Below are 14999 nucleotides of genomic sequence, written 5' to 3' on the forward strand. Positions count from 1 at the left end.
AGGCGGAAAACCCGCACTCTTGCCCCCGAGATTAGCAGTGCGGGTGTGATGCACTCCACAAGCACCCGTCCGCCGGGCGGAACACTTAGGTCGTGAGGAGGATTTTGCCGGTGTGGCGGCCGGAATCGAAGTACTCATGGGCGGCGCCGGCGTCGGCCAGCGGGAAGGTTTCGTCCACGAGGGGACGGATTTTCCCCGCCTCGACCAGCGGCCAGACGTACTGCTGAACCGCCTGCATAATGGCTGCTTTCTCTTCGGCCGGACGGGACCGCAGCGTAGTTCCAATCACCGCGAGCCGCTTGCGCATCACCTGGTTAAGGTCGATTTCCGCCTTGGTGCCGCCCTGCAGTCCGATAATCACCAACCGGCCGGAGACCGCCAGCGCTTCCAGGTTGCGCTGCAGGTACTTGGCGCCCATCACGTCCAGGATCACGTCGGCTCCGCGGCCGCCGGTGGCCTCCCGCACCCGCTCCACAAAGTCCTCGTCCCGGTAGTTGATCAGCACCCGGGCACCGAGGGACTTCGCCAGTTCCAGCTTTTCCGCCGAGCCGGCCGTCACCAGGGGCACGGCCCCGAACGCGGCCACCATTTGAATCGCCATCGTGCCGATGCCGCCGGCGCCGCCGTGGATCAGGACGGAGTCCCCCTCCGTGACCCCGGCCGCCATGAACAGGTTGGAGAAGACAGTGGCGGCCGTTTCGGGCAGCGCGGCGGCGGTCACGAGGTCCATCCCGGCGGGAACCGGAAGGACTTGGCCGGCCGGAACGTTCACCTGCTCGGCATAGCCTCCGCCGGTGAGCAGGGCGACGACGTCGGCTCCCACGGCGAGCCCTTCCACTCCTGCGCCCACTGCGGCAACCCTGCCGGATACCTCCAAGCCCGGGTACTCCGAGGCTCCGGCGGGTACGGGATAGTGGCCCTGCCGCTGCAGTACGTCGGCCCGGTTGAGGCCGGCTGCCGCCACGTCGATGAGCACTTCCCCCGGTCCGGGAACCGGCGCCGGCACGTCCTGCAGCTGCAGGGCTTCCGGGCCTCCGGGCGTAGTGATGACAACTGCTCTCATTCTGTCCTCCACGGCGTTGCTGAGATTTTGGTGAATTGCGGCTTTCTGACAGACTACTAGCGGGGAAGGTTGTCCGAGCGGCCGATGGAGCTGGTCTTGAAAACCAGTGTGCGGTAACCCCGTACCAAGGGTTCGAATCCCTTACCTTCCGCGCAGAACACAAAAGCGGGCCCTTGAGGGGCCCGCTTTTGTGCTGTCGGCGGGCGGGTTCCCGGCGGACAGCATCGACATGACGGCCGGCACCTTCTGTGAGGATGAATTCGAGCAGTTCGCGGGGCAGCCATTCGCCAAGTCTCAATGGCGCTGCCGTCCTAAAGGCTGGCAGCGCCTTGGTCTTGTTTTACAGTTCCCGCAGCGGGGCGGCCCTCATACCCGGCCTGCACCGGCAGCGGGAAGAACCGTGAAAAGAACGGGCTCCCGGAATCCCCGGCCCTGGAACGCGGCCAGCACCGCGGTGCGGACCTGTTCCTCATCAGCACATCTGATCAGAGCAATGGCCGAACCGCCGAATCCACCGCCGGTCATCCGCGCGCCGAGGGCACCGGCGGTGAGTGCTGCTTCCACGGCCAGGTCCAGCTCCGCACAGGACACTTCGAAGTCATCGCGCAGGGAGGCGTGGGATGCCGTCAGCAGCTGTCCGAGTGTGTCCATCCTGCCGGCCTGCAGCTCTGCGGCCGTTTGCCCTACCCGCCGGTTTTCGCCCAGCACGTGCCGCACCCGGCGCCGGGTCTCAGCATCAAGTCCCGACAGATCAGCATCCGCTGGCACGTCCCGCAGCGAGTCCGCTCCCAGCACGGCAGCACCGTGTTCGCAGGAGGCGCGGCGGGCGCTGTATCCGCCGTCGGAATGGCTGTGCGCCACCCGGGTGTCCATCACCAAAACTGCCAGACCGTGCTCGGCCAGCGGAAGCGGCACCGTTTCCGCTGCCAGGCTGCGGCAGTCCAGGAAGAGCGCACTGCCTTCGCGCCCCATCAGCGACGCTGATTGATCCATGATGCCGGTGGGCGCGCCCACATATCGGTTCTCGGCGTACTGAGTTAAGCGGGCCATGTCAGCGTGCTCCAGTTCCAGACCGAGCAGATCATTCAGCGCCACAATCACTGCCACTTCCACTGCGTGTGAGGAGGACAGCCCGGCGCCCACGGGAACGGTGGAATCCAGCAACAGGTCGAATGCGGGCACCGGGAACCCCGCGGCCTCCAGGGCATAGACCACGCCCGCCGGATAAGCGGCCCACCCCTCGGTGGAACCCGGGGTCAGCCCGTGGATGCTGAACTCCTCACGGGACAGGCCGTGGCCCTTGGGCGCGTATCTTGAGGCGAGGCGCACGACGCCATCCGGCACCTCCGGGTCGCGGCCCGGCGGGCGCAGCCGCACAGCTGCCAGGGCGCTGCGGTCGATCGCAAACGGCAGCACAAAGCCATTGTTATAGTCGGTGTGTTCACCGATCAGGTTCACGCGCCCGGGAGCCCGCCACACGCCGTCGGGCTCCGAGCCGTAAATTTCAGCGAACTGTCCGGTCAAAATTTGCGCGCGGGATTGGACCGCCTGGACTGCAGCACTCATACCCGGACCGCCCGTAGGCATGCCGCGGTCTGTTCCGCGTCGGTGTCGTTGATAAAGGCGCCCATAGCGGCCTCGGAACCCGCCAGGAACTTCAGTTTGTCCGCTGCCCGGCGCGGACTGGTCAGCTGCAGGTGCAGCCATCCGGCCTCCCGGTCTGCATCATTGACGGGAGTCTGGTGCCACGCCGCAATGTAGGGGGTGGGGGTGTCATACAGCCCGTCTACGCGCTGCAGCAGGTCCACATACATACCGGCGAGCTCATCGCGTTCGGCTCCGGAGAGCGCGGCCAGATCCGGAACCTGACGGTGCGGAACCAGATGGAGTTCCAGCGGCCAGCGGGCGGCATAGGGCACGTAGGCGGAAAAGTGCTCCCCCTGCAGCACCATCCGGTCCCCGGCCTCGGATTCGTCCTCCAGCAGCTCACCCATCAACGGCCGGCCGTGGGCCGCAAGATGCCGGCGTGAGCGTTCCGCAAGCCGCGCAGCGTGCGGGGCGGCGTAAGGGTAAGCGTAAATCTGTCCATGCGGATGGTGCAGGGTGACGCCGATGTCCTCGCCCCGGTTCTCGAACGGAAAAACGTGCGCGATGCCCGGCATCGCGGAGAGCTCCTGCGTGCGCTGCGCCCAGGCCTCCACCACGGTGCGCGCCCGTTCGTAAGGCAGCGAGGCGAACGAGGCCTGGTGCTCAGGCGTGAAGACCACCACCTCGCACCGCCCGAATGCCGGTGAGGGTGTGCCCCACAACTGCCGGCCGCCGTCGTCGTCCGGCAGCGTACCCAGCGCCGGTCCGAGGGAGGGGAAACGGTTTTCGAAGACCACCACGTCAAAGTCCTCGGCCGGAATTTCCGAAAGCCGCTCCGCCGTGCCCGGGCACAGCGGGCACTGATCCGCCGGCGGCAGATAGGTCCGGGCCTGCCGGTGGGCGGCAACCGCCACCCATTCCCCGCTCAAGCGGTCAAAGCGCACCTCGCCGTTGCCCGGCCGGTCCTCCAGCGGTCGCGTGTCGGTCCCCGGCTGCGCGGGACGTCCGCCCCGGTCAGTGAAGAACAGGGCCTCGCGGCCGTCGGCCAGCCGGTGGCGGTGCGGCGCAACGGGTGCCGGGTCCGCCGTCACCGGTGCCGGTGGAGAGAAAGTCCACTGGGACACTTATTGGCCTCCCATTCCCGAGGTGGCGAATCCGCGGATGATGTGGCGCTGGAAGAGCATAAAGACGATCAGGAGCGGCAGTGCTCCGATCATCGCGCTTGCCATTTCGGAGGCGTACTGCACACCGTAGGCGTTTTTCACCGTACCCAGCCCCACGGGGATCGTCATGATCTCCGGGGAATTGGTCACGATGAACGGCCACAGGAAGTTGTTCCAGGCGCTGATGAAGACAAAGATCGAGACCGCCGTAAGGATGGAGCGGGAGAGCGGCAGCACCACGGAGTAGAACACCCGGAAGTCGCTTGCCCCGTCCAGCCGGGCCGCTTCCTCCAGTTCCACCGGAATCTGGTCGAAGAAGTTCTTCATCACGATCACCATCAGCGGCATCACCACCTGCGGCAGGGCGACGCCCAGCAGCGTGTCTGAAAGCCGCAGGGCAATCATCTGGTCAAACAGGGGAACAATGAGGATCTGCGGCGGGACCATCAGCGCGGCGATGGTCAGCACAAACAGCCAGCGCCGGCCGCGGAATTTCTGCCGGGAGAAGGCATACGCCGCCAGCGCGGAGATGGTTACGGTAATCACCGTGACCAGGGTGGAGACCAGGACCGAGTTCCAGATCCACAGGGGAATGTCCCCGGCGGCCAGGACGCTGCGGTAGGCATCCGCCGTCCATCCGCCCTCGGGCCAGAACTGCAGCGGCGCAGCGGAGACATCGGCCTCGGATTTGAAGGACGAGAGCACTGCCCAAGCCATCGGCAGCGCCCATAGGGCGGCCAGGACGGCAACCACGGTGTATGCCGCGGCGCGGCCCTTCCTGCCGGGGCCAAGGGTCAGGGTGCGCAGGTGTTCTGCTTCCCGCTTTTTCTGGACCCGGGCGCGGGTGCGGGCGTCGACGTCGGGCCCGCCGGGTTCCCGGCCGGAGCCGGCCGGTGCGGTTGCCGCTGTGGTGGACGTAGCCATGTCAGGAGTCCTTCCGCTTCGCGAACCACATCTGGACCAGGGAGACCAGAACAATCAGTGCGAAGAAAATGTAGGAGGTCGCGGAGGCGTAGCCGAGCCGGTATCCGGTGAACCCGGCGTCGTAGATGTACTGCAGGATGGAGCGGGTGGCGCCGTTGGGGCCGCCGGCTGTCAGCAGGAAAATCTGGTCAAAGACCTTCAGCGAGGCGAGCGCCTGCAGCAGGATGATCAGTCCGGTGGTGCTTTTCATCATGGGCAGCGTGATGGAGAACAGCCGCCGCCAGGTGCCGGCACCGTCCAGCTGGGCCGCCTCATAGAGGTGGTCCGGGATGTTCTGCAGGGCGGAGAGGTACAGCAGGAAGTTGAAACCCACCGTCCACCACAGGGTGACCAGGGCAATGGACCACATGGCCACCTGGTCATCGCTGAGCCAGCCGACCTGGTTGATGCCGAACCGGTCCAGCAGGCCGTTGATCAGCCCGAAGTCATTGGTGAAGAGGAACGCCCAGATGGCGGTCACCACCGAGACCGGCAGCAGGAACGGGGCGAAGAACGTCAGGCGCCACAGCCACTGTCCCCTGAGGCCGGTATACACGAGGTAGGCCATGGCGAAGGAGACCAGGATCAGCGGCACCGAGGAGATGACGGTAAAGAACAGGGTGTTGCCCAGGCTGGACCACATCTGCGGGTCGGTGAGGGCCTCGGAGTAGTTGGAGAGCCCGGCAAACGAGGATTCGTCATTGACCAGGGACCGGTTGGTAAGGCTCATCCAGAGCCCGTAAAGAATCGGCCACACAAGGAAGAGTGCGAAGAAGAACAGATACGGGGCCAGGAACCAGTATCCGGTCCGGGACGGGGCCGGCTGCTTACCGGGCCGCCGCCGGGGCGCAAGGCCTGTTCCGGCTGCGGCCGGGGGACGGGGAGTGCTGGCGGGGCTGTTGGTAGTGGTTGTCATAGCTGGCTCCTCACGCAGTCGGGTTCGGGGCGGCGAGGAAACGGTCCATGGCAGAGAGCATGCCGCCGACGGCGTCCATTGGTTTCTTCAGTCCGCGGAAGGCATCGGCAAGGGCCTGGGACATCTGGTTCTGGAAGTCGGTGCCCGCTCCCGCGAACCACGCGGGCGGGTCAAACACCACGTTCGCACCGGCGGCGGCGTAGTCGGACTGCGGCCGCAGGTCCCGGTATTCGGCGGTTTCCTGTGCCGGGAGGTAGGCCGGGATGTGCCCGGCGGTACCCCACTGCGGCCCGCCGTCGCGGATGACCGAGGTGACGAATTCGTAGACCGAGCGACGGTGCTCCGCGGTCATGGACCGCTGCCGCGGCAGCACGTAGCTGTGCGAATCGGCGTATGCGGCGGGTGTGCCGAACATGGTGGGCATCGGCATGGCACCGAGGTTGGGCACGGCGGCGCCCAGGCCTGCGACTTCCCAGACACCGGAAAGGATCATTCCGACCCGTCCGCCGTTGAAGGCCGCCAGGCCGCCCTCATAGTCCAGGCTCTCCGTCAGTGCCTTGCCGTCCATCCAGGACGCCACGGATCCGATTACCTGCGCGGCTTTGTCCTCGTCCAGTCCGGCCTTCCCGCCGGGCTCGAGGCTCCATTCGCCGCCGGTCTGCCGGTACAGGCCCCAGAACAGCCGCCAGGCCTGTGCGGTATCCATTAGGTAGCCAAAGCTGATTCCGTACCCGCCGGTGACTTCCGCGAGTTTGATCCCCGCCTCGTGCAGCTGCTCCGGGGAGGAAATGTCCATGGTTCCGTCGCTGGCCAGCACTCCGGCCCGCTCGGCCAGGTCCCGGTTGAAGAAGGAAATGAAGGGGTGGGTGTCCAGGGGCAGCGAGTACAGCTTGTCCTCATACTTGCAGGACTCCCACACCGCCGGCGCGAAGTCCTTCTCGCTCACGCCCAGCTCTGCCAGCAGGTCCGTGTCCCACGGCTCCAAAAGACCGCCGGGTGCGTAGCCGGGCATTCGGGAAAGGTGCATGATGGCGGCGTCCGGAGGCTGCTGGGAGGCCGAGCTCATGGCGAGCTTGGTGTAATACGGCGAGCCCCAGGAAAGCGTGGTCGGCTCGACGCTGAGCCCGGTCCGTTCCCGGATGTCCGCGATGATGCCGCGCATGTTCGCGCCGTCGGATCCTTGGAAGGGGTCCCAGACAGTCACCGGTGTCCGGCTGCCGCCGTTCCCGCCCGGGCTGGCGCCGCAACCGGCCACTGCACCCACGCCGGCTGCCGTGACGGCAGCGGCCAGTGCTCCCCGCAGGAACTGCCTGCGGTCCGGATATCTGGTGTTCATCCTGCTCCATTCCTGGCCTTCGGTGCCGGCTCTTCGTTGAGGACAGACGCTGTGGTGAGCTGAACCACATGACGTGGATTCTAACGTTAGCAATCGGCAACCGTCTACTCTTGGTGTCGAAGCAATGAAATACCCGGCCCGGAACCTCGGGGTCCAACAAGGGAAGGGAACCGGCAAGTGAAGCGTGTGGGGATCAAGGAAGTCGCCGAGCGTGCGGGGGGTGTCCTGGAAGACCGTCTCCAACGTGATGAACAACCGCCCGGTGGTGCACCCGGAAACCCGCGCGCGCGTGCTGCAGGCCGTCGAGGAGCTGGGCTACACACCCAACCTGATCGGCCGCCAGCTGCGCCAGGGCTCCACCCGGGCCATTGCACTGGTGGTGCCGGACCTGCACAATCCCTACTTCGGCGTGCTGGCCCAGACACTGGAGCATGCAGCCAAGCAGCGCGGCTACACCATTTCCATCGAAATCTCCGGCGGCACGGTGGACATTGAACAGCACTATCTGCACGGCTGGCACGGCCGGCTGTTCGACGGCCTGATCTTCTCACCGTCAGCAGTGACCGCCGAGGCCATTGCCAAACGTACGGATCCCACCCCGCTGGTGCTCCTGGGCGAACGCATCATCAGCACCGACGTGCCCCACGTAGCCATCGATAATGTCGCCTCCAGCGTGGATCTGGTCCGCCACCTGGTAGAGGGCGGACGACGCCGGATCGCCTTCGTGGGCGCCGACAGCACCGGGGGCATCTCCACCGGCAGCCAGCGGTTCGAAGGCTACAAGGCGGCCCTGCGGTTTGCCGGCCTGCCCTTCGACCCCGCCCTGGTGGCGGCAACCGGCTCGTGGTTCCGCCAGGACGGTTATGACCTCGGGCAGCAGATCCTGGCTGCACCGGAGGTGGACGCGATTGTCTGCGCCAATGATTTGCTCGCCGTCGGCGCTCTGGCGGCGGCACGCGACCTGGGCCGGCAGGTTCCCTCCGACCTGGCGCTGGTGGGCTGGGACAACATCGACGAGGTCCGCTACACCTCCCCCGGACTGACGTCCGTGGCCCCGGATCTCGAGGCGCTGGCGGAGGCTGCACTGGATTCGGTACTCGGGGAGCTGACCGGCGAGGTGGTCATTCCCCACCGCGTGGTGGAACGGGACTCCTCCGCTCCGGCCGTTCGGGCCTGACCCGCCGCCCTCGCTGCACTCAGCCCGGCCGTGGCGGGACGGCATCTGCCGGGTGCAAAATTCTAACGTTGCAATATTGGCGCCCCTGCGGTTGACTGGGATCACAATTTTCACGCCGCCTGAAGGATGTTCCATGACCCTCCCCGCGTTTGACCCTCCCGTGACCGCTACGGATGTTCCCCGCCCCGAACACCCCCGGCCGCAGTTTGTGCGGAAGAACTGGGTGAACCTCAACGGTGCCTGGGACTTCGAGATTGATCGAAGCGACTCGGGACTGGACCGCGGCCTGCTGGAACGGCCCCTCAACTCGACCATCACCGTTCCCTTCGCACCCGAAGCAGAGCTCTCGGGCATCGGCGACACCGATTTCATGGATGCCGTCTGGTACCGCAGGAGAATCACCGTTCCGGCCGGCTGGACCGGGCTGCGCCCCATCCTGCACTTCGGCGCCGTGGACTATGACGCCACGGTGTGGGCCAACGGCACCGAAGTCGCCCGGCACCGCGGCGGGTTCACCCCCTTTGACGCGGATCTCTCCGGCATCGCAGCGCCCGGCGACGACGTCGAAATCACCGTCCGCGCCCGTGACCTGCACGGCGAGGTCCAGGCCCGCGGCAAGCAGGCCACCTGGTACGCCAACACGCACTGCCAGTACACCCGCACCACCGGAATCTGGCAGACGGTCTGGCTGGAGGGTGTTCCTCCCACGGCGGTAACCCGCATCCAGGTCACCCCGAACCTCGCCGGCCGCAGCTTCTCCGTCACCGCACCGCTGAGCGCCAACCTGCCCGGCGGCACACTGACGGCAACCCTCACCGACACCGACGGACGCACGGTCGCGGAAGCATCCGTGGGCACTGCCTACGATCTGGCTCCCTCGCTGGTGCTCACCGTGCCGGCAGAAGACGTGCGGATCTGGGATGTGGGTGATCCGCAGCTTTACGGACTCGAGATCTCGCTGCGCAACGGCGGTGCCGAGGTGGACCAGGTTCGCAGCTACACTGCACTGCGCTCGGTCGGCATTGACGGCAATTCCTTCCGGCTCAACGGCCGGCGGGTTTTCCAGCGGCTGGTCCTGGACCAGGGCTACTGGCCGGAATCGCTGATGACAGCGCCCTCGGACCAGGCGCTGATCGATGACATTGAGCTTTCCCTCGCCGCAGGGTTCAACGGCGCCCGGCTGCACCAGAAGGTCTTCGAAGAGCGGTTCCTCTTCCACGCCGACATGCGCGGCTATCTGGTCTGGGGCGAATTCGGGGACTGGGGTGTCTCCGGCCAGGGCCCGATGGGCGCCAACCAGAAGCCCGACGCCTCCTTCATCTCACAGTGGCTGGAGGCGGTACAGCGGGACATCAACCACCCCTCGATTGTGGGCTGGTGCCCGCTCAACGAGACCCATCAGGTGCTGCATGACCGCATCACGGTGCTCGACGACGTCACCCGCGCCATGTTCCTGGCCACCAAGCTGGCCGATCCTTCGCGTCCGGTGATCGATGCGTCCGGCTACTCGCACCGCGTGCCGGAGACCGATGTGTACGACTCGCACTCCTACGAGCAGGATCCGGAGGCCTTCCGTACGGAGCAGCAGGGTCTTGCCGAGGGCAGGCCATTCCTGAACCGGCCCGCCACGCTGGGCGAAATCGGTCTGCCCCACGGACAAACCGAGTACTCCGTTCCGTACGCCGGCCAGCCCTTCTTTGTCTCCGAATACGGCGGCATCTGGTGGAACGAAAAGGAAGCTGCCCAGGCGGAGCAGGAGCGCAAGGCCGTCGGCAGCGACCAGGCCGATTCATGGGGCTACGGCGACCGTGTGCGGTCCGAGGAGGAGTTCTACGCCCGGTTTGCCGGGCTGACCAATGTTCTCCTTGATGACCCCAACATGTTCGGTTATTGCTACACACAGCTGACGGACGTTTTCCAGGAAAAGAACGGACTGTACGACTTCAAGCGCGGGGACAAGTTCGACGTCGACCGGCTCCGGCGCATTCAGCAGCGGACCGCTGCCTATGAGCAGCGCACGGACTGAATCAGCTCCCTGTCAGCAAAGTGCTGTCGGCCCCAGTAGGCCGGCAGCACTTTTTTGTGTGGTGCACGTGGTTTTCCTGCTTCCCCGCCGGTTCGCTCAGCCGTTCTTTTCTCCCGTCCACCTCCAGTACACCCGTTCGTAACGCAGGACACATAGTATTACGAGCGTCACTCGCGTTACCCCCCCCCACTGCTGCCGGCTACCCGGCGGCGTTACCGTCGGCTGGCATCAGCTGACCAAGGAGCATGAGGCATGAGACCTTCAACCTGGAAGGCGGCCCTGGGAGCAACCCTGTCCGCCGGCCTGCTGGCGGCGCCAATGACGGCGCTTCCGGCCTATGCGGAAAACAGTACGGCAGCTGCCCCGGGCATCATCATCAACGAGGCCTACCTCAGCGGCGGCAGCGCCAACGCACCGTTCGCCAATAAGTTCGTGGAACTGTACAACCCGACCGGCGCAGACGTCAGCCTGGACGGCTGGTCGCTGCAGTACCGGTCAGCGGGCTCGACGGCGGCACCCACCGGCCTCGGTGCCCTCAGCGGCACGATTCCCGCCGGCGGCTATTACTTGGTTTCCGGTGCGTCCAACGGTGCCGCAGGCGCCCCGCTGCCGGCGGCGGACGCTGCCGTTGGAGCCAGCTTCAGCGGCTCCGGCGGCACCCTGATCCTCTCCAACCAGGCGACCCGGGTGGAACCGCTGCCCACCGGATCGGTTACCGGCGGCGGCGGCGTGGTGGACCTGCTCGGCTACGGCACCTCCAATACCTTCGAAACGGCTGCGGCCGCTGCCCCGGCCGGCAACACCGACCCCAAATCCCTGAACCGCACCGGGTTCACCGACTCGAACAACAACGCGGCCGATTTCACGCTCAGCGCCGACGTCACCCCCACGGGAACCGGAGGAACGGCACCGGTTGATCCCGGGCCCGAACCAACGCCGGATCCTTCCCCAACCCCTCCCGTCGATCCACCCGCGGGTGCTGTGCCGATCGCCGAGATCCAGGGCACCGGCGACGCCAGTCCCCTGATTGGCCAAACCGTCACCACCCGGGGCAAGGTCACCGGCGTCTATCCCACCGGCGGCTTCAACGGCTACTACCTGCAAACCCCTGGAACCGGCGGCACGCTCGACCCGGCCACCCACACCGCCTCGCACGGCATCTTCGTGTTCTCCGCCGACACCGTCGGTTCCGTAGCCGCGGGCGACTACGTCGAAGTCACCGGCACGGTCGGCGAGTACTACGGCCTCACCCAGCTCACGGTCTCCGCCGGCGCCATGACCCCGCTCAGCGAGCCGGCCGAGGAGGTCAAGCCCGCCGCGGTGGCGTGGCCCGCCTCCGACGCCGAACGCGAAGCCCTGGAAGGCATGCTCCTGGCACCGCAGGGCAGCTTCACCGTCACGGACAACTATTCCCTGAACCAGTACGCCGAAATCGGCCTCGCTGCCGGCGACGCGCCGCTGGTCCAGCCCACCGCGGTGGCTGCCGTCGGCACCCCCGAGCACGCCGCCGCCGTCGCCGACAACGCGGCACGCGCCGTCAAGCTCGACGACGGAGCCGGGACGAATTTCCTCAGCGCCGCCAACCAGGGAATCCCGCTGCCGTACCTGACGCTGGATAATCCGGTGCGCATAGGTGCAGCCGTCACCTTCACCACCGGCGTCATCCTGGACTTTCGCAACAGCGCCTGGAAATTCCAGCCGCTGACCGCCCTCACGGCAGCCAATGCCGCGGAGGCGGTCCCGGCGTCGTTCGAGCCCACCCGCACAGCGGCACCCGAAAGCGTCGGCGGCAATTTGAAGCTGGCCTCCTTCAACGTGCTCAACTACTTCAGCACCACCGGCACGGATCTCATCGGGTGCACCTACTACACCGACCGCGACGGCGCTCCGCTCACCGTGCGCGGCGGCTGCGACGCCCGCGGTGCCGCCAACGCGGAAAACCTCGAGCGGCAGCAGGCCAAGATCGTTGCTGCGATCAACGCACTGGGCGCAGACGTGGTGTCGCTGATGGAGGTGGAAAACTCCGCCGTGTTCGGCAAGGACCGCGATGAAGCGCTGGCTAACCTGACCGCCGCGCTGAACGAGCAGGTGCCCGGCACCTGGGATTATGTCCGCTCCCCCGCGGACCTTCCCGAAGCCGAAGACGTTATCCGCACCGCCTTTATTTTCCGCACCGCCGCAGCCGAGCCGGTGGGTGAATCCGTCATCCTGAATGACGAAACAGTGTTCTTCAACGCGCGTGAACCGCTGGCGCAGGCCTTCAAGCCCGCCGGCGGCGAGGACGGCTCCACCATCCTGGCCGTCAGTAACCACTTCAAGTCCAAGGGCTCGGCCCCGGCATCGGGCGAAAACGCCGACACCGGGCAGGGCGGCTGGAATGCAGACCGCGTCCGGCAGGCCCGCGCGCTGGCCGCCTTCGCGGACACAGTTTCGGAAGATGCCGGCACGGAGAAGGTGTTCCTGCTGGGCGATTTCAACTCCTATGCCGCCGAAGACCCAATGAACGTCCTGGCCGAGGCCGGCTACGTGAATTTGGGCAAGGCCACCGGCAAGCACTCCTACGCCTTCAGCGGGCTGGTCGGCTCCCTCGACCACATCCTGGCCTCTGAGGAAGCAGCGGAAGCCGTCACCGGCGCCGACATTTGGAACATCAACTCGGTGGAGTCGGTGGCGCTGGAATACAGCCGCTACAACACCAACGCCACCAACTACTACGCGCCGGATCCGTACCGCTCCTCGGACCACGATCCCATCCTCGTCGGGCTGGACCTGAGCCCGGCCGGAACCGAAACCGCGGAACTGAACCTGCTGAACATCAACGATTTTCACGGCCGCATTGATGCCAATACGGTCAATTTCGCCGGAACCGTCGAACAGCTCAAGGCCGCCGCACCCGAGGGCAGCTCCGTGTTCCTCTCCGCGGGCGACAACATCGGAGCGTCCCTGTTCGCTTCCTCCGTCCAGCAGGACCAGCCCACGCTGGACGTGCTGAACGCGCTGGGCCTGCGGGCCTCCGCGGTGGGCAACCACGAGTTCGACGCCGGTTACACCGACCTGACGGACCGGGTGAATCCCGCTGCGGACTTCCCGTATCTGGGGGCCAACGTGTATCTCAAGGGCACCACCACGCCTGCGCTGGACGAATACACGCTCCTGGACGTCAACGGCGTTTCCGTGGCCGTCATCGGCGCCGTCACCGAAGAGACCTCCACGCTGGTCACGCCCGGCGGAATTGCCGCGCTGGAGTTCGGCGATCCCGTGGAAGCCGTCAACCGCGTAGCCGAAAAGCTGCAGGCCGACGGAGAAGTGGACGTCATCATCGCCGAGTACCACGAGGGCGCCGGCAGCGGCACCCCCGACGGCGCCACGCTGGACCAGGAGCTGGCCGGCGGCGGGGCATTCGCCGAGATCGTCAACGGCACCAGCTCGCTGGTGGATGCCATCTACACCGGGCATACGCACAAGCAGTACGCCTGGGATGCCCCCGTTCCCGGCGTCGACGGCAAGACCCGTCCGGTGCTGCAGACCGGTTCCTACGGCGAGTTCGTCGGCCAGATCACCCTGGATTACAACCCGGCAACGGATGAGGTGCTGTCCTACACCGCCGTCAATGTTCCGCGGACCACGGAAAGCGCCGATGCACTCGTCGCCGCGTATCCCGCGGTGGCAGAGGTTCGGTCCATTGTGGACGCAGCACTGGCCTCCGCCGCGGAGATCGGAAACCAGCCGGTCGGTGCGGTGACAGCTGACATCACGACGGCGTTCAACGGCACCGTCCGCGACGACCGCGGTTCGGAATCCACGCTGGGCAATCTGGTGGCCGATTCCCTGCTGAGCACCCTGTCCACGCCCGAGCGGGGCGGCGCCGAAATTGGCGTCACCAATCCCGGCGGGCTGCGGGCCGAGCTGTACTACGGCGACGACGGCGTGATCACCTACGCCGAAGCCAACGCCGTGCTGCCGTTCGTCAACAATCTCTGGACTACTACGCTCACCGGCGCCCAGCTGAAAACGATGCTGGAGCAGCAGTGGCAGCCGGAGGGCGGATCACGTCCCTTCCTGGCGCTGGGATTGTCCGACAACGTCACCTACACCTACGACCCGGCGCAGGCTGCAGGATCCCGGATCCTGACCGTCACCGTCAACGGCGAGGCCTTGGACCCTGCTCGCGAGTACCGGGTGGGCACCTTCAGCTTCCTGGCCCAGGGCGGCGACAACTTCACGGTGTTCACTGAAGGCTCCGACACCCGGGATTCGGGGCTGGTGGACCGCGACGCCTGGATCAGCTACCTCGAAGCGAACAGCCCGCTCTCGCCGGACTTCGCCCGGCAGGGCGTGGTGGTGCAGGGCGCTCCGGCCACGGCGGCCGCCGGTGCCGCGGTGTCCTTCACCGTTTCCGGCCTGGATCTGACCTCGCTGGGCAGCCCGGCCAACACCGGTCTTGCCGCCAGCTGGGTCAATGCTGCCGGAACCGCAACCGCCCTCGGCACGGTGCCGGTGGCCAGCGGCACGGCCACGGTGAACGTGACCCTGCCGGCGGCGGCTTCCGGGCCCGGCACCCTGGTGCTTACCGCGGAGCCGTCCGGAACCGCTGTGACACTTCCCGTGACGGTCGAGGGTTCCACCGTTTCGCCGGCTCCGGTGTGCGTGGCTCCGGTTCCGCCGCAGGGTTGGTGGGACATCCGGGGCTGGGTCCGGTACGCCCTGGAATGGGCGAGGTACCTGATCTGCCTCAGCGGGCGGTAATCCCTCCGCCTGCATGAAGCCG

At 66.5% G+C, this 14999-nt stretch carries 9 protein-coding genes and 1 tRNA gene; 4 read left to right on the forward strand and 6 right to left on the reverse strand.

Annotation, left to right across the window (positions count from 1 at the left end; genetic code table 11):
• Positions 1 to 85: 85 nt before the first annotated feature.
• Positions 86 to 1063, reverse strand: a complete 978-nt coding sequence (locus OL239_RS18405) for an NAD(P)H-quinone oxidoreductase (RefSeq protein ID WP_268910095.1) — start codon at positions 1061 to 1063, stop codon at positions 86 to 88.
• 63 nt (positions 1064 to 1126) lie between these two features.
• On the opposite strand from OL239_RS18405, the gene OL239_RS18410 reads away from it, so the two are divergent.
• Positions 1127 to 1214 (forward strand) — tRNA-Ser (locus tag OL239_RS18410).
• Between the two features lie 215 nt (positions 1215 to 1429).
• On the opposite strand, the gene galK is transcribed toward OL239_RS18410, so the two are convergent.
• The 5 genes from galK to OL239_RS18435 are packed head-to-tail and all read right to left on the reverse strand — an operon-like array spanning position 1430 to position 7028.
• On the reverse strand, positions 1430 to 2629 hold the full coding sequence (gene galK, locus OL239_RS18415; RefSeq protein ID WP_268910096.1) for a galactokinase: 1200 nt from the start codon (positions 2627 to 2629) through the stop codon (positions 1430 to 1432).
• Positions 2626 to 3741, reverse strand: a complete 1116-nt coding sequence (gene galT, locus OL239_RS18420) for a galactose-1-phosphate uridylyltransferase (RefSeq protein WP_268911821.1) — start codon at positions 3739 to 3741, stop codon at positions 2626 to 2628. Before galT ends, galK begins: the two co-directional genes overlap by 4 nt.
• Positions 3742 to 3774: 33 nt before the next feature.
• Complete coding sequence (locus tag OL239_RS18425; protein ID WP_268910097.1) at positions 3775 to 4737, reverse strand: carbohydrate ABC transporter permease; 963 nt, start codon at positions 4735 to 4737, stop codon at positions 3775 to 3777.
• A 1-nt stretch (position 4738) separates the two neighbouring features.
• Positions 4739 to 5692 carry a carbohydrate ABC transporter permease gene (locus OL239_RS18430; protein ID WP_268910098.1) on the reverse strand — a complete coding sequence of 318 codons (954 nt, stop codon included), beginning with the start codon at positions 5690 to 5692 and terminating at the stop codon, positions 4739 to 4741.
• Between the two features lie 10 nt (positions 5693 to 5702).
• The gene (locus OL239_RS18435; RefSeq protein WP_268910099.1) at positions 5703 to 7028 is read right to left on the reverse strand and encodes an extracellular solute-binding protein; all 1326 of its coding nucleotides are present in this window, start codon (positions 7026 to 7028) and stop codon (positions 5703 to 5705) included.
• A gap of 211 nt (positions 7029 to 7239) precedes the next feature.
• Here OL239_RS18435 and OL239_RS18440 point away from each other — a divergent pair, with 211 nt between their 5' ends.
• The 3 genes from OL239_RS18440 (at position 7240) to OL239_RS18450 (ending at position 14977) form a co-directional block, all read left to right on the forward strand.
• On the forward strand, positions 7240 to 8205 hold the full coding sequence (locus tag OL239_RS18440; protein ID WP_268910100.1) for a LacI family DNA-binding transcriptional regulator: 966 nt from the start codon (positions 7240 to 7242) through the stop codon (positions 8203 to 8205).
• Positions 8206 to 8338: 133 nt separating this feature from the next.
• Entirely contained in the window at positions 8339 to 10231 is a 1893-nt protein-coding gene (locus OL239_RS18445) for a glycoside hydrolase family 2 protein (RefSeq protein ID WP_268910101.1), read from the forward strand.
• A gap of 252 nt (positions 10232 to 10483) precedes the next feature.
• The gene (locus OL239_RS18450) at positions 10484 to 14977 is read left to right on the forward strand and encodes an ExeM/NucH family extracellular endonuclease (RefSeq protein ID WP_268910102.1); all 4494 of its coding nucleotides are present in this window, start codon (positions 10484 to 10486) and stop codon (positions 14975 to 14977) included.
• Positions 14978 to 14999 lie beyond the last annotated feature (22 nt).

It is taken from the genome of Arthrobacter sp. ATA002 (assembly GCF_026898095.1).
In the GTDB taxonomy this organism is placed as follows: domain Bacteria; phylum Actinomycetota; class Actinomycetes; order Actinomycetales; family Micrococcaceae; genus Arthrobacter_B.

Excerpts from the sequence above, each read along its gene's own strand:
- OL239_RS18405 (WP_268910095.1), bottom strand. The coding sequence starts at position 1,063 with ATGAGAGCAGTTGTCATCACTACGCCCGGAGGCCCGGAAGCCCTGCAG.
- galK (WP_268910096.1), bottom strand. The coding sequence starts at position 2,629 with ATGAGTGCTGCAGTCCAGGCGGTCCAATCCCGCGCGCAAATTTTGACC.
- OL239_RS18425 (WP_268910097.1), bottom strand. The coding sequence starts at position 4,737 with ATGGCTACGTCCACCACAGCGGCAACCGCACCGGCCGGCTCCGGCCGG.
- OL239_RS18430 (WP_268910098.1), bottom strand. The coding sequence starts at position 5,692 with ATGACAACCACTACCAACAGCCCCGCCAGCACTCCCCGTCCCCCGGCC.
- OL239_RS18435 (WP_268910099.1), bottom strand. The coding sequence starts at position 7,028 with ATGAACACCAGATATCCGGACCGCAGGCAGTTCCTGCGGGGAGCACTG.
- OL239_RS18445 (WP_268910101.1), top strand. The coding sequence starts at position 8,339 with ATGACCCTCCCCGCGTTTGACCCTCCCGTGACCGCTACGGATGTTCCC.
- OL239_RS18450 (WP_268910102.1), top strand. The coding sequence starts at position 10,484 with ATGAGACCTTCAACCTGGAAGGCGGCCCTGGGAGCAACCCTGTCCGCC.